The organism is Aeromicrobium wangtongii, from assembly GCF_024584515.1.
Taxonomy (GTDB): Bacteria; Actinomycetota; Actinomycetes; order Propionibacteriales; family Nocardioidaceae; genus Aeromicrobium; species Aeromicrobium wangtongii.
In genome coordinates this window covers 3150408-3172878 of record NZ_CP102173.1, presented here as the reverse complement: position 1 = coordinate 3172878, position 22471 = coordinate 3150408, and the positions used below count along the sequence as shown (strand labels likewise).

Sequence of the window (22471 nt, the reverse complement as noted above, 5' to 3'; positions counted from 1 at the left end):
AATATGTCTGATGAATGCGCGCGGGGGTCGCGGCTCAGAATGTCACGAGGAATGGCGGCTGTACACCCTTGTCCCGGGGCCGTATGGACGGTCAAATACGGAATTCGGCTGACACGAAATATTTCTGTAATCAAACTGTATTCCCAAGGTGACACCGGTCACTATAGGTTAATGTCGGACTTATTCAGTTCGCCCCATCTCAGTTTGGAGTTCCAGATGCGTTCAAAATTCACACGCCCGCTCGGCGTGCTGGCGGTGTCGGCGGCGATGCTTGCCCTGGCCGCGTGTGGTGGCGGCTCTTCTGACGGTGAGTCGAAGGGTGGCGACACGTCGCTCAAGATGGCCTGGGCCAACGTCCCCGCCCAGCTCGACCCGATGGTCTACACGGGCAACACCGTGGTCTACGCGACCGACGCGACCCTGTCCGGCCTGCTCGAGTACGACTACAGCAAGGCCTCGGACAACAAGGTCATCGCGACCGACGAGCTGGTTCCGGCCCTGGCCGAGTCCTTCGAGCCCAACGAGGACCGCACCCAGTTCACCTTCAAGCTGCGCAAGGGTGTCAAGAGCCAGTACGGCAACGAGCTGACCGCCGACGACGTCGTGTGGACCTTCGAGCGCTTCGCCTCCAACCCCACGAGCATCCAGGCCAACTCGCTGATGGGCCCGGCCAACGTCGATGCCAAGAACGCCGTCGAGAAGATCGACGACTACACGATCCGCTACAACCTCTCGGCGCCGTCGTCGATCAGCCTGTCGATCCTGGCGTACCCGCTGATGGGCATCCTGGACTCGACCGAGGTCAAGAAGCACGCCACGGCCGACGACCCGTACGCCGGCAAGTGGCTGGCCACGAACTCCGCCGGCTTCGGCCCGTACATGCTGGAGTCGCTCAAGCCCGGCGAGGAGATCAAGCTCAAGCAGAACCCGAACTACTGGGACAAGAAGCCGTACTTCAAGGACATCTTGATCAAGAACGTCCCCGACGGTGCCGCCCGCGCCCAGCTGCTCATGGCCGGCGAGGTCGACCTGATCTCGGAGCCCCCGATCGATCAGCTCAAGAAGATCGAGAGCAATGACGCCACCAAGGTCAACGTGCAGCCCGACACCAACCGGCACAACTTCAACCTGAGCATGAAGGACCCCGACCTCAAGAAGCCCGAGGTCCGCAAGGCCATCAACATGGCCATCGACCGCGAGTCGATCGCCTCGTCGATCTACCAGGGCTACGCCAAGGCTGCCTGGACCCCGGTCCCGAGCAACATGCTCGCCGACCAGGAGCCGATGATCGAGTACAACCCCGACGAGGCCAAGAAGCTGCTGGCCGATGCCGGCTACGCCGACGGCCTGGACTTCGAGATCTCCATCAGCTCGGAGCGTCCCGGACCGTACGCCGAGAACATCGCGCGTCTGATCCAGAGCGATCTGAAGAAGATCGGTGTCACCGTCTCGATCAAGAACATCCCGTCGCCGGCGGACTTCGAGCAGGCCGTGACGGCGCAGTCGATGCAGGCCTACCTGTACTCGGACCGTCCCTCGCAGCCGGACCCGGGCTTCTCGATGTTCCTGTACAACGCCTCCAAGTCGGCCCTGAACAAGGTCGGCTTCGCCAACCCCGAGTTCGATGCGCTCGTGGCCGGCACGCTCAAGCTCGACAAGGGCGAGGAGCGCGACGCGATCATCGAGGACGCGCTGCAGATGCTGCGCGACAACCAGCCGATCTTCTCGTTGGTCGAGATGCCCGACATCACGGGTGAGGCATCCGATCTCGGCGGACGCATCTCGGTCCCGTCGGGTGGCTACTCCTACTCAAGCCTCACCAGGGAGTAACGCATGACGCTCAGCACGACGCCTGGCGTCAAGGTGAAGTCGCCGGTCAAGGCCTCCGGACCCCTCCGTTTGGTCGCAGGTCGTCTGGGCTTCCTGATCGCCGCGCTCTTCGGGCTGGTGACGCTGTCCTTCCTCCTGGTCAGCGTCACCCCCGGAGATCCGGCAGAACTGATTGCCGGCCCGATGGCCACCAACGAGCAGGTCGAGGCGATCCGCACCGATCTGGGACTCGACGAGTCCATCGGCACCCGGTACGTGGACTACGTGGGTGGACTGCTCAAGGGCGACCTGGGGGAGTCCTACTTCACCAAGCAGTCCATCGCCTCCGAGATCGGTGACAAGCTCCCCGCGACGCTCGAGCTGATCATCTTGTCGGTCATCTTCGCGGCCATCGTCGGCATCGCGGTCGGCGCGCTCGGCGCGTACTTCCGCGGACGGTGGCCCGACAAGCTCAGCCGGCTGGGGACGGGCGTGTTCCAGGCGGTTCCCGACTTCTTCCTGGGCCTGATCCTGATCTACTTCATCTTCTTCGTCCTCGGCATCGCTCCGGCGCCGTCGGGGCGGGTCGGGATCGCGGAGTCGGCTCCGGAGCAGGTCACCGGTTTCTACCTGATCGACTCGCTCATCTCCGGTGACATGGGCCTGTTCGTCTCGGCAGCCAAGCACCTGATGCTGCCGGTCCTGACGCTGGGACTGGTCTACGCGGCCTACTTCGCCAAGACGGCACGTTCGACGATCGGCAAGGCGCTCAACTCGCAGCAGGCACAGTTCGCCCGCGCGATGGGTCTGCCCGAGCGGACCGTCGTCCGCTACGCATTCGTCGAGTCGCGCACCACGATCGTCACCTATGCAGGCGTCATCTTCGCCTCGCTGCTGGGCGGCGAGGCCATCGTGGAGCGGGTGTTCGCCTGGAACGGCATCGGCACCTGGTCGTTGCAGGGCATCACCAAGCTCGATCTGCCCGTGGTCCAGGGAATGGTCCTCGTGGCCGGAGCGATCACGCTCATCGTGTACACCGTGCTCGACATCGTCGTCGGCCTTCTGGATCCGAGGATCAAGCATGCCTGAGGTTTTCGCCACCCCCCGGTCGCAGGTGTTCGTGCGCCTGGTCAAGCAGCACAAGGCGGCCACGCTCGGCGTCACGTTCATCGTCCTGCTGCTGCTGGCCAGCCTGTTCTCGCCGCTGCCGCACGACCCGCGCGCGACCGACGGGGCCGCCACCTTGAAGGCGCCCGACGGTGACCACTGGTTCGGCACCGACGGCGCAGGGGCGGACGTGTTCAGCCGGGTCATCGACGCGGCCCGCATCGATCTGTCCCTGGCCCTCGGCGGCACGGTGCTGTCGCTGGTCCTCGGCGTCATCCTGGGGCTCGCGGCCAGCACCAAGGGCAAGGGCAGCGAGCGGCTGGTCCGCGGGCTGGACGCCTTCCAGGCGTTCCCGCTGCTGATCCTGGCCCTCGCCCTGGTGACGCTGTCGGGCAACAAGCTGTACATGGTCGTGGTGGCCATCGCGCTGATCAACATCCCGCGGTACATGCGCCTGCTGCGCAGCGAGGTGCTGGCCCTGCGCGAGTCCCGCTTCATCGAGGCGGCCATCGCGATGGGTGCACCGCAGCGCCGCATCACGTTCCGACACCTGCTGCCCAATGTGTGGGGCGTCGTGCTGGTGCAGACCTCGCTGACGATCGCCAACGCGATCGTCGTCATCGCCTCGCTGTCCTTCCTCGGCGTCGGTGTCAGCGCACCGACCCCGTCCTGGGGCGCCATGATCCGCGACGGGTCGGGCAACATGTCCTCCGGCGAGTGGTGGATCGCGACCTTCCCCGGCCTGATCGTGCTGCTGTGCGTCCTGGCCTTCAACCAGCTCGCCGACGCGATCGGCGACACGACCGCCAGGAGCCACCGATGAGCGCAGAGCCCACGTCCGACGGCTTGGTCCTGGACGTCCGCAATCTCGCGGTCACGATCGACACGCCCGACGGGCCGGTCCACCCGGTCCGCGGCATCGACCTGCAGGTCCGCCGCGGCGAGATCGTCGGCATCATGGGCGAGTCCGGCTGCGGCAAGTCCACGACGATCAAGGGCATCCTGAAGCTGCTGGGTCCCAACAGCCACGTCACCGCCGATGCGATCGACCTGGTCGGTCAGGCCGACCTGGCCGCGGCGGACAACAAGGCGATGCGCGAGATCCGTGGCAACCACATCGGCTTCGTCGCGCAGAACCCGTTCGGCTCGCTCAACCCGATCTACTCGATCGAGCGTCAGTTCTACGAGCTGCAGAAGGCGCACAGGACCGGTGTCAAGAAGGCCGAGTCGCGCGAAATCGCGCTGCGCATGCTGCACGGCGTCGGCATCGTGGCCCCGGAGCGGGTGCTCGACGGATATGCCCACCAGCTGTCCGGCGGCATGGCCCAGCGCGTCGTGATCGCCCTGGCGACCACGTTGAACCCCGGCCTGCTGTTCGCCGACGAGCCGACGACCGGTCTCGACGCGACGGTGCAGGCGCAGATCCTCGACCTGATCACCAGCCTGGTGAAGAGCGAGAACCGCTCGATGGTGCTGGTGACCCACGATCTGGGCGTCATCGCCCAGTACTGCCACCGCGCCGTGGTGATGTACGCCGGCGAGGTCGTCGAGTCCGGCGACGTCATGCAGGTCATGGTCGACCCGCAGCACGAATACACCAAGAAGCTCATCGGCTCGGTGCCCAAGGCAGGGGAGAAGCTCAGTGTCGCTCGTTGAAGTTGAATCAGTGGTCAAGACGTTCGCCTCGCGCGTGCGCGGAGGCGATCCCGTCCGCGCCCTGCGCGGTGTCTCGCTCGCGATCGAGGAGGGCGAGACGCTGGCCGTCATCGGCGAGAGCGGCTCGGGCAAGTCGACCCTGGGACGTGCGGTGCTGCGCCTGCTGGAGGTCGACGAGGGTGCCGTCCGGTTCGACGGCACCGACATCGGGTCCCTGAGCCCGGAGGCCATGCGGGCCAAGCGGTCCGAGATGCAGATCGTGTTCCAGGAGCCCTACGAGTCGCTGAACCCGCGGCTGTCGATCGGCGCGATCGTCGCCGAGCCGCTCGAGATCCACCAGCCGCAGCTGGGCACCCAGGAGATCCGCAAGCAGGTGCTCGCGACGCTCGACCGCGTGGGTCTGCCCGGGGATGCGGCGCGCCGTCTGCCCGGCGAGCTGTCCGGTGGCCAGCAGCAGCGCGTCGGCATCGCCCGCGCGATCATCAGCCGGCCCCGATTCATGGTGCTGGACGAGCCGACGTCGTCGCTGGACCTGTCGATCCGTGCCCAGATCCTGTCGCTCCTGGCCGAGCTGCAGGAGGACTACAAGATGGCCTACCTGTTCGTCTCGCACGACATGCACACCGTCGAGTGGGTCAGCGACCGCATCGCGGTGATGTACCTGGGCGAGATCGTCGAGACCGCGCCGACGCGCGCCCTGTTCGACACCCCGGAGCACCCGTACACGCGGACCCTGCTGTCTGCGCGCCTGTCGGCGGACCCGCGCGAGCGGCACGCGTACCAGGCCTTCGTCGGCGACACCTCCGTCGTCACCCCGCCGTCGGCATGACCCCAGGAGCGCACATGACAACCACCATCGTGGATGCCACGTCCGTCCCCTGGGTCAACGGTGCCGAGGTGTACGCGTCGATGGAGCCGGCGTTCCGCGACAACCTGGGCGGGTCCCCGGACCGGGTCGAGGAGCTGTTGTCGAAGTACTCGATGCGGACGCTGTGGATCGACCCGGTCACCACCCGGCGCATCGACCACGTCCGCACCGATCCGGGCTACCTGGACCTGTGCGAGGCGTATCACGACAGCGTCGAGGAGTGCTTCTTCCTGAGCGGCTCGGTCGAGCTGACGGCAGAGGGCGACTTCCAGGCCGGCGACTACTTCTGGCGGCCGCCGGGCTGGGTGCACATGGCCAGGAGCCCGGAGGGCTTCGAGGGCATCCTGATGATGGAGGGGGAGTCCCCGAGCGACGGCAGCGGCCGGGTCTCGCGGGTCATCCGTCCCGACTCCGACGCCGGGTGCAACCCGATCCGCGAGGGCGAGCAGAGCATCGGGCCGCGCGGCTACGTCCGCCGTGCCGAGGCCCGCCACATGGTGTGGCGCCGCCACGACGACTCGGTCACCGCGCTGGGCTCGGCCGAGCTGACGAGCAAGGTGCTCAGCAGCAACGCGGTCACCGCGGCAGCATCGGTCCTGGTCGCGGTGCCGGCGGGATGCTCCACGCAGATCGCCCCGAGCGACCGTGAGCGCTTCCTCATCTCCACCACGGGAACCATCACCGTCGACGGCCACGACCTCGAACCGTGCTCGCTGGTCCACGTCCCGCCCGGCGCAGCGGCGCCCACGCTCTCCACCGACGACGGCGCCGAGCTCCTGGTCAAGGTCGGGGCGGTCGCATGAGCACGACGGTGCGAGGCGGCTATGTCGACACGCGCTGGGGCCAGGTGCACTACCGCATCGCGGGGAGCTCCGGCCCCTGGATCGGGCTGCTGCACGAGTCGCCGCTGTCGTCGAAGGTCTACGAGTCGGTCCTGACGGTCCTGGGCCGGGACGCCCGGGTCGTCGCCTTCGACACCCCCGGTTACGGCGCCTCCGACCCGCCGCCGGCCTATGGCTACGAGATCCCCGACTACGCCGAGGTGCTGGCCGAGGCCGCCACCGCGATCGGCATGGAGCGGCCGGTCCTGGCCGGGGTGCACACGGGCGCCTCGATCGCGATCGAGATGGCCCACCGCCTCGAGGTGTCCGGTCTGTCGCTGAGCGGCGTGGCGCTGCTGGACGAGCAGGAGCGCGCCGAGTTCCTGGCCACCTGGAACCCGAAGATCCCCTTCGACGACGAAGGCGCCCAGTTCGACTGGGCGGTGGAGCGGTACCGCCGGATCTGGCCGGACCTGAGCGCGGAGATGCTGCACATCGCCTGCATCGAGGTGCTGCGGGTCTTCGACCGGTACGAGTGGGGCTACCAGGCCGCGTTCCGGCACGACCCGGCCGCGCCGCTGGCCGCTCTGGACGTGCCGGTCATGCTGCTGGACGCGGAGTTCGACATGCTGGCGCACCTGGACGCCAAGGCCATGGAGCTGGCCAAGGACCCCCGGCTCAACATCCTGCCGGGGCTGCAGGGCCAGCCACACCTGCGCGCCCCCGAGGAGTTCAGCGCCGAGCTGCTGGCCTTCGCGCGGGAGGTCGCGCGATGACCGAGGTCGTCCACGAGATCCTCGACCAGGTCATGCACGTGACGCTGGACGGCGCGGACACCATGAACAGCATCTCGCCGCAGGTCGTGGCAGGCCTGAACGATGTCCTGGCGGTCGCGGAGACCGATCCGTCGCTGCGTGCCGTCGTGATCACCGGTGCGGGCGAGAAGGCGTTCAGCGTCGGGATGGACATCACCTTCCTCGGCAGCTGCTTCGACGACCCGCAGGGCACCTTCCTGCCGTTCCTGCAGACCTTCCACACCGTCCTCCAGCGCATCGAGGCGCTGCCGGTGCCGGTCATCGCCCGGGTCAACGGGCTGGCGCGGGCCGGCGGCTTCGAGCTGATCCTCGCCTGCGACTTCGTGATCGCCGCGGACGAGGCCCGCGTCGGCGACATCCACCTCGAGTTCGGCATGCCGCCGGGAGCCGGGTCCAGCCAGCGCGCGGCCCGCAAGCTCGGCGACCAGAAGGCCAAGGCGTTGATGCTGACGCCGCTGTGGCTCGACGGCCCGTCCCTCGTGCGGTGGGGGCTGGCGCTGTCCAGCGCACCCCGCGCCGGGCTCGACGCCGAGGTCGAGAACCTGCTGTCCTCGTTGCGGGGACGATCGCGTCCTGCGATCGCCATCACCAAGGCCGCGATCAACGCCGCCCAGCAGCTGCCCCTCGCCGACGGGCTGCGCCACGAGCTCGAGCTGTTCGGCCGCCTCCACGAGATCGCGCCGGTCGAGGCCCGCGAGGGCTATCAGGCCTTCGTCGACCGCCGCACGCCCAGCTGGGGGGACTTCGATGTCACAGAGCTCCGTTAGGACCGCCGCGGTCGAGATCACCCCGGAGCTGATCGCCACGATCGTCGGCACCGGGGGATACACCCATCCGCTGTTCAACCCGCCACCCGCAGACGCCGCCACCGCGCCGCTGCCGGGTCAAGGTGTGCTGCTGATGATGGGTGGCCTCCTGGAGCAGTCGGGCGCGCTGGACCACGCGATCGCGTTGGTCGAGCTCAAGAACGTGCGTTTCCTGAAGATGGTCTCGGCGGGCACTACGGTGTCGGTCGAGCTCGTCGCACTGGACGCCCACCAGACCAGCAGCGGAAAAGTCATCCAGAACTACCGGTGGACCGCCCTCGACGGCAATGACGTGCCGCTCGTCGAGGCGCATGCGGTGATGCTGGTCAACAGACACGAAAGGACCGACGCTCCATGAGCGGTATCCAGCTGAACATGGCCAACGGCATTCGCGAGTTCGGCCGCAACACCCCGGCCAAGACCGCGATCATCGACGGAGACCGGACCTACACGTTCGCCGAGCTCGACGAGCGCTCCAACCGCTTCGCCCAGGCGCTGCTCGCCCGCGGCGTCAAGCAGGGCGACACCGTGGCGCTGCTGTCGGGCAACCGTGGTGAGTACTTCGAGATCTCGGCCGGACTGGCCAAGGCCGGTATCGCCATGGTGCCGCTGAACTCCAAGAACAGCGCATCGGACAACGCGTACATCGTGGGCCACTCCGAGGCGCGGGTGCTCGTGCTCGAGGACGAGCTGCACGCCCAGGCCGACTCGTTCCTGGACACCCTCGACCTGGTCGTGTCCTTCGGCGGACAGACCGGCGAGGAGTACGAGACGTTCATCGCGACGGGCGACCCGGTCGACCCGCTGGCCGACGTCGACGAGAACGACACGTTCTGCATCACCTACACATCGGGCACGACGGGACGTCCCAAGGGCGTCATCTTGACCCATCGCGGTCGCGTGCTGACGGTCTACTGCGCCGCGATGGAGTACGGCTACGGCCCGGGCCGGCACACCATCGCCGTCGCGCCGCTGTACCACGGTGCCGGCTTCGCGTTCAGCTACGGCAATCTGCTGCTCGGCGGTTCGGTCTCGATCCTGCGCAAGTGGAATCCCGAGGCCTTCTTGCAGATGATGGTGGACGACCGCTGCAACACGGTGTTCCTCGTCCCCACGCACGCCCAGCAGATCCGTCGTGTGTGCGAGACCCCGGCTCAGAGCTACGACCTGTCGGCGCTGGACACGTTGTACTTCAACGCCGCGGCGCTGCCGGTGGCGCTCAAGCAGTGGGTGCTGCAGGCGTTCCCGGGTGTCGGCGTCCACGAGCTGTACGGCTCGACCGAGTGCTCCATCGTCACCAACCTGCGTCCCGAGTTCGCCCTGGAACGTGCCGGCAGCGTCGGCCAGCCGTGGTTCATGAACGAGGTCAAGCTCGTCGACGACGACGGCAACGAGGTGCCGCCCGGCGTGCCGGGCGAGCTCTACGCCCGGTCGCCGCTGCTGCTGGGCGGGTACCTCAAGAACGAGGAAGCCACGCAGGAGAGCTATGACGCCGATGGCTTCTTCACCGTGGGTGACGTCGCGGTCCGCGACGAGGACGGCTTCATCTCGATCGTCGACCGCAAGAAGGACATGATCATCGCCGGCGGCGTCAACATCTTCCCGCGGGAGATCGAGGAGGTCATCGCCCGCTTCGGTCCCATCGACGACGTCGCGGTGATCGGGGTTCCCGACGAGGTCTACGGTGAGCGCATCGCGGCCTACGTCGTCAACCGGCCTGGTGAGGACTGCGACATGGAGGCGCTGGCCGCCTACGTGAAGGACAATGTGGCCAAGTACAAGATCCCGCGCGAGTGGTACGTCGTGGCCGAGCTGCCGCGCAATGCCGGCGGTAAGATCCTCAAGCGCCAGATCCGGGACGACCACATCGCGGCGCTGCAGGCCGAGGCGCGCTAGCGCGCGGGCATCGGGGGGAGGAGAGCTGGTGACCGAACAGGTCCTCGCAGGAGCGGTGGGCGGCGACAACCTCGCCGTCAGCCGGGTCCTCCCTGCCTATCAGCAGGTGGCCGACCAGCTGCTCGACCTGATCCTGTCCGGGTCGTTGTCGTCGGGCGACCGGCTACCCAGCGAGGCCGAGCTCTCGGGGGTCTTCGGGGTGAGTCGCAGCACGGTGCGGGAGGCGTTGCGCGTCCTGGCCTCCCGTGATCTCATCCACACCTTGCGGGGGACGACCGGCGGCACGTTCGTGTCGCGGGTGCAGTTCGAGCAGATCAGCGAGTACCTCGAGACGAGCCTCGGCCTGCTGACGGGGTCCTCGGACGTCTCGGTCGCGGAGATGCTCGAGGCGCGCGAGGTGCTGGAGGTGCCCGCGGCCCGACTGGCGGCGTCACGTCGCGACGAGGCCCACCTGGCGGCGCTGCAGGAGGCGATCGACCGCGAGAACGTCAGCCAAGGGCGCGGGATCAAGTTCCGCGAGCACCGCAACTTCCACGCGCTCGTCGTGGAGGCCGCTGGCAACGGGCTGCTCGGTGTCATGACCGGGCCGGTGTTCCAGGTGCTGCAGGCCCAGTTCGTGTCGCCCGACGTCACGACCGACTACTGGGCCCAGATCGACTGCGACCACCGGGACATCCTTCGGTGCATCGAGAGCGGCGACGGCGACGGGGCTGCGAGCGCGATGAAGGCGCACCTGGTCCGGCTACGCACCGCCTATCGCGAGCCGCCCGACTGACCTCGCTCGAGGCGGTCGTGCGGGCGTTCCTGCGTGCAGGCTGCCGTGCCCGCGTCGCGACATTGCTGTCGCAGCGCCCGCAGTGCCCTAATCTGGACGTACCGGGGGGTGGCACACCGGGTCGGTTCCATCCACAGGACGAAGGTGAGGCATCGCAATGGTCGGCAGCAACGGTGGCGACCATGTCGCGGGGCACGTCCTCACGACCCGCTCGACGGCGCGCGAAGGGCTGGACCCCTCCCGGGTCAACCGCGTGCGGCCGGCGTACCAGCAGGTGGCCGACCAGCTGCGTGACCGCATCCTGGACGGCTCCCTGGGCTCGGGTGACCGGCTGCCCACCGAGCTGGACCTGGCCGACATCTTCGGCGTCAGTCGCAGCACGGTCCGCGAGGCCCTGCGGGTGCTGGCCTCGCGCGACCTGATCTACACGACGCGGGGCACCACGGGCGGAACCTTCGTGTCGCGCGTGCAGTTCGAGAAGGTCAGCGAGTACCTGGAGACCAGCCTGGGCCTGATGTCGGGCACCGACGACGTCACGCTGGGCGATCTCCTGGAGGCGCGGGAGCTGCTGGAGGTGCCGGCCGCCGGACTGGCCGCGCTCCGCCACGAGGAGCACCACCTCGAGGAGATGAAGCAGGTGGTCGAGCGGGAGAAGCAGACCCGCGGGCGTGGCATGAAGTTCCGTGAGCATCGCAACTTCCACGGCATCGTGGTCAACGCGGCCGGCAACGGCCTGATCGGCGTCATGACCGAACCGGTCTTCCGGGTGCTCCAGGCCCGGCTGGCCCGGGGGGAGATGGACGCGGGCTTCTGGCGCGAGGTCGACGACGACCATCTCGAGATCGTGGACCGCATCCGTGACCGTGACAGCGACGGCGCCTCCGCGGCGATGAAGGACCACCTGGCGAAGCTGAGCATCGCCTACCGCGACACCCCCATCGGCTGAGGTCGTCCGCCTGCGCCGCTCGTTCGGCGGCGAAAAGACAGATGTATTCGTGGAGCGATCGTTTCAACAGGTCGCTGTCGGTCACTTCCGGGAGATCTGGACGCGAATACGGCTGAATCCCGGACAAATTTCGTATAGGATCTTGACAGGCTAAATGTCTGACAATTAGTATCGCGGAATCGGACTCAGGGTGTGAAAGGTAGTCGTATGACCATCAAACAGGGCTGGACCGGGCGTTTCTTCGAGGACTTCGAGGTGGGCGACGTCTACAAGCACCCCCTCGGCCGGACCGTCACCGAGACGGACAACACCTGGTTCTCGTTGCTGACGATGAACACCAACCAGATGCACTTCAACACCGAGTACGCCAAGAAGTCGGAGTTCACCAAGCCGCTGGTCGTGTCGACCCTGACCGTGGCCATCGCGGTCGGTCAGAGCGTCACCGACCTGACCCAGAACGCCTTCGCGAACCTGGGCTGGGACGACATCAAGATGACGCACCCGGTCTTCGCCGGCGACACGCTGTTCAGCGAGTCCGTCGTCCTGGAGAAGCGTGAGTCGGCCAGTCGGCCGCACGCCGGCATCGTCACGGTCCACACCCGCACGCTGAACCAGGACGGCGACGAGGTCTGCTCGTTCAAGCGCATGTTCTACGTGTACAAGCAGGGCGCCGAGCAGGTCGAGGGCATCTTCCCCGAGGGCAAGAAGCCGCTGCCGCAGGTCGGCGAGTAGCTCGATGCGGATCACCTTCCAGCCGTGGGGCGAGTCCATGGCCGAGCTGCTGGACGTCAGCCGCCGGGCCGAGGCGGCCGGCGCCGAGACCCTGTGGGTCCAGGAGCTGCACCGCAGCGCGACCGTCACGGCGGCTGCGGTGGCGGGCGCCACGACGACCGCAAAGGTCGGCACCGGCATCGCCCTGGCCTTCACCCGCAGCCCCATGATCACGGCCCTCGAGGCGCTCGACATCGACGAGATCTCGGACGGGCGGTTCATCCTGGGCATCGGCTCGGGGGTGCAGAAGCTCAACGAGGCGTGGCACAACGCCCAGTGGGGCAAGCCCGTCGCGCACATCCGTGAGACGGTCCGCAACGTCCGCCAGTTCTGGGTCAGCGCGGACGAGGGAAGCGACATCGCCCTCGACGGCGACTACGAGCCCATGAACATCCGCGGCTACGAGCGCCCGTTCAACCAGGTGCGCACCGACATCCCGGTCTACCTCGCGGCGATGGGCCCGGTCATGACCCGGCTGGCCGGCGAGATCGGCAACGGCTGGATCAGCCACGAGCTGTGCTCGCCGAAGTTCCTGGCCGAGCGGGTCCTGCCCGAGCTGCAGGCCGGTGTCGACAAGGTCGAGGGCAAGAGCCTGGACGACGTCGACGTCGTCGTCTCGGCGTGCTGCGGCGTGCACCCCGATCTCGCGACGGCCAAGCGCTACGTCGCCGGCACGGTCGGGTTCTACGCCAGCGTGCGCACCTACGCCGACTTCTTCGAGTTCCACGGGCTCGGCGAGCAGCAGCAGCAGGTCATCGAGGCCTTCCGTGCGGGACGTGGCGCCGACTACCTGGCGAGCGAGGTGTCCGACGAGATGGTCGACGCGCTCACGATGGCCGGGACCCGCGACCAGGTCGCCGAACGCATCGCCGCCTATGAAGGGATCGCCGATGCCGTCAAGCTCAGCGCCCCCGTGCACGGCATGACGCCCGCGGAGATCCGCGCGGCGCAGGACGAACTCATTTCCATGATCGCTGACATGAAGGGGAGCATCTCGTGAAGCCTCTCGAGGACGTGCGCATCATCGCCGTCGAGCAGTACGGAGCCGGGCCGTTCGGCTCGGTCCACCTGGCCGATCTCGGCGCCGAGGTCATCAAGATCGAGGATCCCCGCTTCGGCGGCGACGTCGGGCGCTACGTGCCCCCGTACTTCGAGGAGGAGGACTCCCTCTTCTTCGAGACGTTCAACCGCAACAAGAAGAGCGTGTCGCTCGACCTGTCGACCGATGCGGGCCGCCAGGTCTTCGAGGAGCTGGTCAAGACCGCCGACGTCGTCTACTCCAACCTGCGCGGTGACGTGCCGGCCAAGATCAAGATCAGGTACGACGACCTCAAGCACCTCAACCCGGCCATCGTGTGCGTCTCGCTGACCGGTTTCGGCATGACCGGCCCGCGCCAGAACGAGCCCGGCTACGACTACGTGCTGCAGGGCCTGGCCGGCTGGATGGAGCTCACCGGCGAGCCCGACGGGCCGCCGACGAAGTCCGGCCTGTCGATGGTCGACTACTCCGGTGGTCTCGTGGCGGCGATCTCGCTGCTCGGCGGCCTGCACGCGGCGCGCCGCGACGGAGTGGGCATGGACTGCGACGTCAGCCTGTACGACACCGCGATCGGCATGCTGACCTATCCCGCGACGTGGCACATGAACGCCGGGTTCAGCCCCGTGCGCACCCACCACTCGGCGCACCCCTCGCTGGTTCCCTTCCAGGCCTTCGAGGCCAGTGACGGCTGGATGGTCGTCGGCTGCGCCAAGGAGAAGTTCTGGCAGCGGCTCGCGCCGCTGGTTGGACACCCGGAGTGGGCCGAGGCGGAGTCGCCGTTCGGCAGCTTCTCCGGCCGCCAGCAGAACAGCGTCGAGCTGCTCGCGCAGCTCGAGGCGATCTTCCGGACCAAGACGGTGGACGAGTGGCTCAGCGTCCTCTACCCGGCATCGATCCCGTGCGGCCCGATCAACGACGTCGAGGCGGCCCTCAAGGACGAGCACACGATCGCCCGCAACCTCATCGTCGAGACCGAGCACCCGCGCTTCGGCACGGTCAAGCAGGTCGCGTCGCCGGTCCGGGTCGGCAACGAGACGCCCGAGTACCGCCGCGCACCCCAGCGCAACGAGGACTTCGACTACGTGCTGCGTGAGCTGGCCGGGTTCGACGACGACGCGGTCGAGAAGCTCTCGGCGGACGGCGCCTTCGGCAAGCGGGCGGACCCCGTGGAGGTCGAGACGGCGGCGGAGGCCGCCGGACGATGATCGCGCGCGAGCTGGCCACCTGGGGACTCGGCCTGACCGAGGTGCCCGACGATGTCCGTCGGGCAGCCCTGCGGCACCTCCTGGACGGGCTGGGGACGGCAGTCGGCGGCATCCGCGCCGGCTCGGCCGATCCCGCGGTCGAGGTCGCGCTCGGGCTGGGCGGCCCCCAGGAGGCGACGATCCTGGGACAGACCTCCCGCCTGTCCGCCCCGGCGGCGGCGCTGGCCAATGGCACGCTCGTGCACGCCCTGGACTTCGACGACACGCACGCCGGTGGCCTGGTCCACGCGACGGCGGTCGTGCTCCCCGCGGCACTCGCGGTGGGCGAGCAGGTGCAGGCATCCGGTGAGGACGTGCTGATGGCCGCCGTGGTCGGCTACGAGACCGCCTGCCGGATCGCTGCCGCTGCGCCGCACGGTTTCCACGCCCGCGGCCTGCACGCGACGATGGTGGCCGGGGTGTTCTCCTCGGCGATCATCGCCGCCCGTCTGGGCGGCCTCGACGTCGACCGGACGACCAACGCCCTGGGCATCGCCGGGAGCCAGGCCGGCGGGCTGCTGGCCTTCCTGGGCACCGGCGCCTCGACCAAGCAGCTGCACCCCGGCTTCGCCTCGCAGGCCGGCATCATCGCCGCCCGCCTGGCAGCCGCCGGTGCCACCGGGCCGGAGACGGTCTTCGACGGTCCGCACGGGGTGTTCGACGCCCTGGCGCAGGGCGTCGCCAATCCGCACGGCATCGTCGCGGACCTGGGTGAGCGCTGGGAGACCACCCGCATCGGCATCAAGCCCTACGCGGCCTGCCAGCTGTCGCACGCGACGCTGGACGCCGTGCAGGACGCCCGGCGCCAGGTCGAATTCGGCGTCGACGACATCGAGCTCATCACGGCTCGGGTGCACCCGGACTCGGCGTCCGTCGTGTGCGACACCAGTCGTGACCTGACCCGTCCGGCCAGCCCGTACGCGGCCAAGTTCTCGCTGCCGTGGAGCGTCGCGGCCCTGCTCGCGGACGGCACGATGACGCTGGAGACGTTCGACGAGACGAGCATCGCGCGCCCCGAGCTGTTCGACCTCGCGGCACGTGTCCGGGTCGAGCTGGCTCCGTCCCAGCAGGTCGCCGCGGACGCCCGTGGCGAGGTGCGCGTGCAGCTGCGCGACGGTCGCCAGATCGTCGGCACGGTCGAGCGCAGCGCCGGCGGCCCCGACAACCCGCTCAGCGATGCGGACCTGCACGCCAAGTTCGCCGGCAACGTCGGACCCGGAGCAGCCCCCCTGATCGAGGCGATCGAGTCACTGCCCGATCACTCCGATCTCCGACACCTCATGACCGTCGTCGCCAAGACCGCGGCCGATCTCAGCGACTGAACGACCCACGAAGGACATCATGACCCTGAACGCGATCACGACCCCCAAGTTCACCTGGTTCCCGTATGAAGGCTTCACCTTCTGCCTCGGGCTGAGCGAGGGCGACAGCGCCTGGACCTCCGGTCACACCAGCGCCGCCTTCGACGACGCCGTCGGCAAGATGACGGTCTCGGGCACGATGGAGCAGCAGGCCCGCACCGCGTACGCCAAGGTGCTGACGATCCTGGAGGGTGCCGGCCTGGGCATCGAGGACGTCGTGCGCATCACCGAGAACGTCACGGTCTCCGGCATCGGCGACTACGAGGACGCCGTCGCGGTCCGCAAGGAGATCTTCGGCGAGCACGAACCGGTCGTGTCGACGATCATCGTCGAGCGCCTCGTGCGCCGGGCCGCATTCCTCGAGGTCGAGCTCGTGGCCAAGAAGGGTGGAGGCACCGAGCTGCTGGTGGCCAGCGAGGCCCGCGAGGCCGGGACGTGGCAGCGCTCGGCGGTCAAGGAGGGCACCGACGGTGCCGTCTACCTGCCCACCATGGTGCCGGTCGACGAGCACGGCGACATCGTGTTCGCGGGTGACTTCGTCAGCCAGTACGCCTACTGCCTGGACAAGGCCGCCGACATGCTGGATCGCGCCGGCATGTCGATCGACCAGGCCGTCACGACCTACGACTACTCGACGCCCGGCACGCGTGAGGTCTACCGCAAGACCCACCGCGTCCGCAAGGAGCGCCTCGGTGGCGCCGGCGTGTACCCCGGCGCCGGTGGCATCCTGATGAGCCGCCTGCACCACCCCGAGTCACTCGTCGCGATCGACGTCACCGCGTCCAAGCACCCGCTCGAGCTGGTCAACCCGGGCTGGTCGCGCTACGACACGCTGACCTACGCGCCGGGCATCAAGGCTGGCCGGACGCTGTACATGTCCGGCTTCGCGGCGCTGGACATGGAGACCCAGGAGGCGCTCCATCCCGGCGACATCGGGGCCCAGGCGGAGGTGACCTATGGGGCGATCCTCCATCTGCTCACCTACGCCGGCCTCGGTCCCGAGGACCTGCTGTTCACGACCGAGTACTGCGTCGAGTCGGCGCTGCCGGACTACCGGGCAGTCGCCGGCGTCCGCGAGCGGCTGCTGAGCCCGCCGTGGCCCGCCTCGACCGGCGGCATCTGCAAGGAGCTGCTGCGACCGGAATTCCTGCTCGAGGTCTTCCCGACCGCCGTGTACCCGGAGCCCGCCGCGGAGGCGACGGCATGAGCCTGGTCACCGACGAGGTGCGTGCGCTGGTCGGCACGCGCAAGGTCTACACCGCGCCGGAGCCCTTCGGCGCTGCCGCCGGGCGCTACTTCGCGCTCGCGATCGGCGACGACAACCCGATCTACAGCGATCCGGAGTACGCCCGCGAGCAGGGACTGCCCGGAGTCAGCGCGCCCCTGACGCTGATCACCGAGACCAACCAGTACGCCAACCTGCCGATGGCCCCCGACGGCTACGCGGGCCACTCGTGGCACCTGGACATCCCGGGCACGCGGCAGGTCCGTGGCGGCAACACCTACACGTTCGAGCGCCGCCTGCGGCCCGAGGACGTCGTCACGGCGACGTGGGAGATCCACGACCTCACCGAGAAGAAGACCGGCAAGGGAGCGGACATGCTGATCGTCCACTCGCGCGCCACCTACACCAACCAGGACGACGAGCTGCTCGCCGTCAACGAGGAGACCATCATCTTCGTGAGCATCGGAGCGACCTCATGAGCCTGCAGGTGGGGCAGTCGCTGCCCGTCATCGAGCGGACCATCACGCTGGCCGACATGATCGCCTACGCCGGCGCGACGTGGGACTGGTACGGGCTGCACTACGACCCGGCCTTCGTCGAGGCAGCCAAGGTGCCCGGCCCGGTCGTCGACGGCCAGGTCTTCGGCGCGTACTTCGTCGAGCTGTGCCAGGACGCCTTCGGTCCACAGTCGTTCGTGCGCGAGCTGTCGTTCACGTTCCGCAACCTGATGTTCGCCGGCGAGACCGTGCGGGTCGAGGGAACCGTCACCGAGATCGACGCCGAGCGTGCGGTCGTGGAGATGACCGCCACGATCCTGGCCTCGGACTTCGGGCCGGAGCGCGCGGCCGCCAAGCCGGCCCGCGCCGTGGTGCTGCTGGGCACGCCGGACGGGCCCGGCGCTCGATGACGACCCGTGTCGCGATCGTCGGCGCCGCCGAGTCCGATCTCGGGGTCACCGACAAGTCGATCCTCACCCTGCAGTCGCAGGCCGTGACGCGTGCCCTCGCTGACGCCGGGCTGACCCTGGCCGATGTCGACGGCATCGCGACGACCGGCGTCTCGCGCTTCTCCGCGACGCAGCTGGCCGACTACTTCGCGATCCAGCCGACGTGGACCGACTCGACCTTCGCCGGCGGCTCGGCCTACGAGATGATGGTCGCCCGCGCGGCACAGGCGATCGATGCGGGGCAGGCCACGACGATCGTGATCAGCTTCGCCTCCAACCAGCGTTCGGCCAGGTCGCGCAAGCTCGGCGGGGTGCACGAGCCGCACATCCCCGAGGCGCAGTTCGAGGAGCCGTACGACATGCTCTTCCCGGCCTCCTACTACGCGATGGCGATGCAGCAGTACCTGCACCGCTTCGGCGGCACGCACGAGCAGCTCGCCGAGATCGCGGTCGCCGCCCGCGAGTGGGCGTTGCTGAACCCCAAGGCGTTCCGGTACGGCAAGGGCTCGATCACTGCCGCCGATGTCACGGGCTCGACGATGCTGTCCTCGCCCCTGACGGTCGGCGACTGCTGCCTGGTCACCGACGGCGGCGGGGCGGTCGTGCTGACGTCCCTGGAACGCGCCCGTGACCTGCCCCGCAAGCCCGTCGAGGTGCTGGGCTACGGCGAGCGCACGACCAACACGTCCTTCACGGCGGTCGACGACCTGACGGCGCCCGGCGCGATCGGCTCGGGCCGCGATGCGTTCGCGCGGGCCGGCATCACGCCGGCCGACGTCGACGTGCTGGAGGTCTACGACTCCTTCACCATCACCGCGGCGCTCAGCGTCGAGGCGCTGGGCTTCTGCGGCCGCGGCGAGGTGCTCGACTTCATCGCCGACGGCACCATCCGGCCCGGGGGAGCGTTGCCGCTCAACACCAATGGTGGCGGGCTCTCGTACTGCCATCCCGGCCAGTACGGCGTGCTGCTGCTGGTCGAGGCCGTCCGCCAGCTGCGCGGCGAGGCCGGCGACCGGCAGGTGGCCGGCGCGCGCACGGCCGTCGCCCACGGCACCGGCGGCATCCTGTCCACGCACGCGACCGTCGTCCTGGGGGTCGACCGATGAATCTTCCCGACGTCCCTCCCGCGGACGACGTCACCGCCGACTGGTGGGACGCGACGCGTGAGCACCGGCTGACCGTCCAGGCCTGCACGCAGTGCGATCACGTCCAGCACCCGCCGCGTGCGGTGTGCACCGCCTGCTCGTCGATGGACCACCTGACGCTGCGTGATGCCTCAGGCGCGGGTGTCGTCGACGCATCGACGGTCGTCCATCGCGCGCCCCGGCCCGATGTCGAGGTCCCGTACACCGTGGCCCGCGTGCGGCTGGCCGAAGGCCCCATCCTGCTGACCCGGCTGACCGGCGGCAACGACTGGACGATCGGCGACGCGGTCGCCGTCGGTTGGGTCGACCTGCCGGACGGCCGAGCCCTGCCCGTCTTCCATCGCACCGACGGCTGATCCCGTCCCCTCCTGAAAGGCACATCCCATGGACTTCAAGCTCAACGAGGACCAGCGCGAGTTCCGTGCGCTCCTGCGGCAGTTCGTCGACCGGGAGATCATCCCCGTCGCGCGTGACTGGGAGCAGTCGGGTCGCTACCCGACCGAGATCGTCAAGGGCATGGCCGACATGGGCCTGTTCGGCATCACGGTGCCCGAGGAGTTCGGCGGCCTCGACCTGGACCCGGTGTCGTTCGCGCTGGTCTTCGAGGAGATCGCCCGCGGCTGGATGGGCATCGCCGGCATCCTGGGCAGCCACTCGCTGGCGTGCCGCCTGATCGCGATGCACGGCACGCAGGAGCAGAAGGACATGTACCTTCCCGATCTCGCGACCGGCAAGCGCCGCACCGGCATCGGCCTGACCGAGGCCGACGCCGGCACCGACCTGCAGGGCATCCGGACGACGGCCCGCCTCGACGGGGACCACTACGTCATCAACGGCTCCAAGATGTGGATCACCAACGCCCGCTACGCCGATCCGCTGCCGGTCCTGGTCAAGACCGATCCGAGCGCCTCGCCCGCGCACCGCGGCATGAGCGTCATCCTGGTCGACGCCAACACCCCTGGCTACGAGGTCACCAAGGACATTCCGAAGCTCGGCTACAAGGGCACGGAGTCGTGCGAGATCCTGCTCGACAACGTCCGCGTCCACAAGGACCAGCTGCTCGGCGGCGTCGAGGGCACCGGCATGAAGCAGGTGCTGTCCGCGCTGGAGTGGGGCCGCGTCAACATCGCCGCGCGCTCGGTCGGCATCGCGCAGCGCGCCCACGAGGAGGCGCTCGCGTACGCGCAGCAGCGCAAGGCCTTCGGTGAGCCGATCGCCAACTTCCAGGCCATCCAGCTCAAGCTCGGCGAGCTCGGCACCCAGGTCCAGGCCGCCCGCCTGATGGCCTACTGGGCCGCGGACGCGGTGCGTGACGGACGCGCCGACGGCGCGACCGGCATGGCCAAGATCTTCTGCTCAGAGGTCGCCCTGCAGGCGGCCATCGACTCGATGAAGGTCCACGGCGGCTACGGCTACTCGACCGAGTTCGAGATCGAGCGCCTGTACCGCGACTCGATCCTGATGAGCATCGGCGAGGGCACCAACGACATCCTGCGCACCGTCGTGGCCAAGTCGCTGATCAAGGGCGAGACGGTGGTCGGATGACCGCGACCACGCGGTCGTACCTGTACGTCCCGGGCAATGCGGCCGACAAGCTCAGCAAGGCCGTCGGCCGCGGCGCGGACGCGCTGATCGTCGACCTCGAGGACGCCGTCCCGCTGCAGGGCAAGGACGCCGCCCGGGACGCCGTCGTGGCGTGGCTCGCCGAGCAGCCGGCCGGCGGACCCGTCGACCTGTGGGTGCGGGTCAACAGCGGTCCGCTGCGCGAGACCGACGTGCAGGCGCTCGCGAACATCGCGTCGCTGACCGGGATCGTGCTCGCCAAGGTCGAGGACGGGGCCGAGGTCGTCGCGATCGACGCCCTGCTCACCTCGCTGGGCGACAGCACCACCTCGGTGATGCCATTGCTCGAGACGGCGGCCGCCGTGCTTGACGCCCGCGCGATCGCGGCAGGGCCGCGCGTCCAGCAGCTGCAGATCGGCGAGGTCGACCTGGCCGGCGAGCTCGGTCTGCTCCCGGGCGACGATGAGGCCGAGCTGGCCCCGTTCCGGGCTCTGGTCGTCCTGGCCAGCACGGCCGCGGGCATCGACCCGCCGGTCGGACCGGTCTCCCGGATCACGAAGGACACCGATGCGTTCGAGGTGTCGACGCGGCGGGTGCAGCGGCAGGGATTCGTGGGTCGCGCCTGCATCCACCCGGCCCAGCTGCCGGTCGTCCATGCGGTGTTCACCCCCACGGCCGATGACGTCGCGGAGGCGGAGGCGGTCATCGCCATGGTCGCGGCGGCCGAGGCGCGCGGCACGGGTGTCGTCCTCGACGAGGACGGACGCCTCGTCGACCCGGCGGTCCTGCACAGTGCCCGCCGGACGCTCGCGCTGGCCGAGTCGGCCGCAGGGCGCGACGGGACGCCGTGACCGTCGCGGTCCGGCGCGGCTACGTCGACGTCCCGCACGGGCAGGTCCACCTGCGGGTGGCCGGCTCGGCGGACGCCGCGACACCTCCGCTGCTGTGCCTGCACATGAGCCCCGCATCGGGGTTGGTCTACGAGCAGTTCATGGCGCACATCGGCGAGAGCCGGCAGGTCATCGCGATGGACACGCCGGGCTTCGGTGCGTCCGATCCGCTGCCGGCGCATCCCGAGATCGCCGACTACGCGCGGGTCGTGGCCCAGGTGATCGAGGCGCTCGGCCTGTCAGCTCCCGTGGACGTGATGGGCTATCACACCGGATCGTTCACGGCGCTCGAGCTGAGCCGCCTGCGGCCCGATCTGGTGCGCCGGGTCGTGGCCGTGTCGCTGCCCCTGTTCACCGAGGAGGAGCTGGTCGACTTCCGGGCGCTCTACGACACGGCGCCGATCTTCACGCCCGACGGCACCCGACTGCTGGAGCGGTGGCGCTGGTTCGTCGACTTCTTCCGCGTCGGGACGGTCAACACCGTCGAGCACGCGGCGCGCATCTTCCACGCCCGCCTGTCCGGCGGGGAGCGCCACTGGTGGGGACACCGGGCGGCCTTCGCCTATGACGTCGTGGCAGCCGCAGGGCAGGTCGACGTCCCGATGCTCGTGATCAACCCCGATGACGACCTGCGGCAGCACACGCCGCGGATCATGCCGTACCTGCGCAATGCGACCCTGTTCGATGCGTCCGACTGGACGCATGGCTTCCTCGACACACACTCCTCGGAGGCGGCCCGGCTGGTGGCGGACTTCCTCGACGCACCCGCCCCGTAGCTGCCCAGAAAG

24 protein-coding genes are annotated in these 22471 nt (G+C 68.9%); all 24 read left to right on the top strand.

Annotation, left to right across the window (positions count from 1 at the left end):
• Positions 1 to 216: 216 nt before the first annotated feature.
• The 24 genes from NQV15_RS15625 to NQV15_RS15510 all read left to right on the top strand — a co-directional run bounded on the left by NQV15_RS15625 (position 217) and on the right by NQV15_RS15510 (position 22459).
• Positions 217 to 1830, top strand: a complete 1614-nt coding sequence (locus NQV15_RS15625) for an ABC transporter substrate-binding protein (protein WP_232400408.1) — start codon at positions 217 to 219, stop codon at positions 1828 to 1830.
• Between the two features lie 3 nt (positions 1831 to 1833).
• Entirely contained in the window at positions 1834 to 2898 is a 1065-nt protein-coding gene (locus NQV15_RS15620) for an ABC transporter permease (protein WP_232400417.1), read from the top strand.
• Positions 2891 to 3739: an ABC transporter permease gene (locus NQV15_RS15615; RefSeq protein ID WP_232400419.1), complete on the top strand. Its 849-nt coding sequence runs from the start codon at positions 2891 to 2893 to the stop codon at positions 3737 to 3739. Before NQV15_RS15620 ends, NQV15_RS15615 begins: the two co-directional genes overlap by 8 nt.
• Positions 3736 to 4572, top strand: a complete 837-nt coding sequence (locus tag NQV15_RS15610; RefSeq protein WP_232400421.1) for an ABC transporter ATP-binding protein — start codon at positions 3736 to 3738, stop codon at positions 4570 to 4572. Before NQV15_RS15615 ends, NQV15_RS15610 begins: the two co-directional genes overlap by 4 nt.
• A 10-nt stretch (positions 4573 to 4582) precedes the next feature.
• Positions 4583 to 5401, top strand: coding sequence for an ATP-binding cassette domain-containing protein (locus NQV15_RS15605; protein ID WP_232400430.1), 819 nt, complete (start codon positions 4583 to 4585; stop codon positions 5399 to 5401).
• A gap of 14 nt (positions 5402 to 5415) precedes the next feature.
• Positions 5416 to 6243 (top strand): cupin domain-containing protein, encoded by an 828-nt coding sequence (locus NQV15_RS15600; RefSeq protein WP_232400433.1) that lies wholly within the window; start codon positions 5416 to 5418, stop codon positions 6241 to 6243.
• Positions 6240 to 7037, top strand: coding sequence for an alpha/beta fold hydrolase (locus NQV15_RS15595; RefSeq protein WP_232400434.1), 798 nt, complete (start codon positions 6240 to 6242; stop codon positions 7035 to 7037). Before NQV15_RS15600 ends, NQV15_RS15595 begins: the two co-directional genes overlap by 4 nt.
• On the top strand, positions 7034 to 7843 hold the full coding sequence (locus tag NQV15_RS15590; protein WP_232400436.1) for an enoyl-CoA hydratase/isomerase family protein: 810 nt from the start codon (positions 7034 to 7036) through the stop codon (positions 7841 to 7843). Before NQV15_RS15595 ends, NQV15_RS15590 begins: the two co-directional genes overlap by 4 nt.
• A complete protein-coding gene (locus tag NQV15_RS15585; protein WP_232400447.1) occupies positions 7824 to 8240 on the top strand; it encodes a hypothetical protein in 417 nt (138 codons plus the stop codon). The genes NQV15_RS15590 and NQV15_RS15585 overlap by 20 nt, the downstream gene beginning before the upstream one ends.
• On the top strand, positions 8237 to 9778 hold the full coding sequence (locus NQV15_RS15580) for a class I adenylate-forming enzyme family protein (protein WP_232400457.1): 1542 nt from the start codon (positions 8237 to 8239) through the stop codon (positions 9776 to 9778). Before NQV15_RS15585 ends, NQV15_RS15580 begins: the two co-directional genes overlap by 4 nt.
• Positions 9779 to 9806: 28 nt before the next feature.
• Complete coding sequence (locus NQV15_RS15575) at positions 9807 to 10553, top strand: FadR/GntR family transcriptional regulator (RefSeq protein WP_232400459.1); 747 nt, start codon at positions 9807 to 9809, stop codon at positions 10551 to 10553.
• Between the two features lie 157 nt (positions 10554 to 10710).
• A complete protein-coding gene (locus NQV15_RS15570; RefSeq protein WP_232400461.1) occupies positions 10711 to 11499 on the top strand; it encodes a FadR/GntR family transcriptional regulator in 789 nt (262 codons plus the stop codon).
• A 207-nt stretch (positions 11500 to 11706) separates the two neighbouring features.
• On the top strand, positions 11707 to 12231 hold the full coding sequence (locus tag NQV15_RS15565) for a MaoC family dehydratase (protein WP_232400463.1): 525 nt from the start codon (positions 11707 to 11709) through the stop codon (positions 12229 to 12231).
• Positions 12232 to 12235: 4 nt separating this feature from the next.
• A complete protein-coding gene (locus NQV15_RS15560) occupies positions 12236 to 13270 on the top strand; it encodes an LLM class flavin-dependent oxidoreductase (RefSeq protein ID WP_232400466.1) in 1035 nt (344 codons plus the stop codon).
• Complete coding sequence (locus NQV15_RS15555) at positions 13267 to 14514, top strand: CaiB/BaiF CoA transferase family protein (RefSeq protein ID WP_232400468.1); 1248 nt, start codon at positions 13267 to 13269, stop codon at positions 14512 to 14514. Before NQV15_RS15560 ends, NQV15_RS15555 begins: the two co-directional genes overlap by 4 nt.
• Positions 14511 to 15875, top strand: coding sequence for an MmgE/PrpD family protein (locus NQV15_RS15550; protein WP_232400470.1), 1365 nt, complete (start codon positions 14511 to 14513; stop codon positions 15873 to 15875). Before NQV15_RS15555 ends, NQV15_RS15550 begins: the two co-directional genes overlap by 4 nt.
• 19 nt (positions 15876 to 15894) lie before the next feature.
• Complete coding sequence (locus NQV15_RS15545) at positions 15895 to 17121, top strand: RidA family protein (RefSeq protein WP_232400472.1); 1227 nt, start codon at positions 15895 to 15897, stop codon at positions 17119 to 17121.
• Positions 17118 to 17618 carry an FAS1-like dehydratase domain-containing protein gene (locus NQV15_RS15540; protein WP_232400474.1) on the top strand — a complete coding sequence of 167 codons (501 nt, stop codon included), beginning with the start codon at positions 17118 to 17120 and terminating at the stop codon, positions 17616 to 17618. The genes NQV15_RS15545 and NQV15_RS15540 overlap by 4 nt, the downstream gene beginning before the upstream one ends.
• Positions 17615 to 18046 carry a MaoC family dehydratase gene (locus NQV15_RS15535; protein WP_232400477.1) on the top strand — a complete coding sequence of 144 codons (432 nt, stop codon included), beginning with the start codon at positions 17615 to 17617 and terminating at the stop codon, positions 18044 to 18046. Before NQV15_RS15540 ends, NQV15_RS15535 begins: the two co-directional genes overlap by 4 nt.
• Entirely contained in the window at positions 18043 to 19191 is a 1149-nt protein-coding gene (locus NQV15_RS15530) for an acetyl-CoA acetyltransferase (RefSeq protein WP_232400479.1), read from the top strand. The genes NQV15_RS15535 and NQV15_RS15530 overlap by 4 nt, the downstream gene beginning before the upstream one ends.
• Positions 19188 to 19586: a Zn-ribbon domain-containing OB-fold protein gene (locus NQV15_RS15525; RefSeq protein WP_232400498.1), complete on the top strand. Its 399-nt coding sequence runs from the start codon at positions 19188 to 19190 to the stop codon at positions 19584 to 19586. Before NQV15_RS15530 ends, NQV15_RS15525 begins: the two co-directional genes overlap by 4 nt.
• Before the next feature lie 28 nt (positions 19587 to 19614).
• The gene (locus tag NQV15_RS15520) at positions 19615 to 20775 is read left to right on the top strand and encodes an acyl-CoA dehydrogenase family protein (protein WP_232400507.1); all 1161 of its coding nucleotides are present in this window, start codon (positions 19615 to 19617) and stop codon (positions 20773 to 20775) included.
• Positions 20772 to 21644, top strand: coding sequence for an HpcH/HpaI aldolase/citrate lyase family protein (locus NQV15_RS15515; protein ID WP_232400509.1), 873 nt, complete (start codon positions 20772 to 20774; stop codon positions 21642 to 21644). The genes NQV15_RS15520 and NQV15_RS15515 overlap by 4 nt, the downstream gene beginning before the upstream one ends.
• Positions 21641 to 22459, top strand: coding sequence for an alpha/beta fold hydrolase (locus tag NQV15_RS15510; protein ID WP_232400511.1), 819 nt, complete (start codon positions 21641 to 21643; stop codon positions 22457 to 22459). Before NQV15_RS15515 ends, NQV15_RS15510 begins: the two co-directional genes overlap by 4 nt.
• Positions 22460 to 22471: the final 12 nt, after the last annotated feature.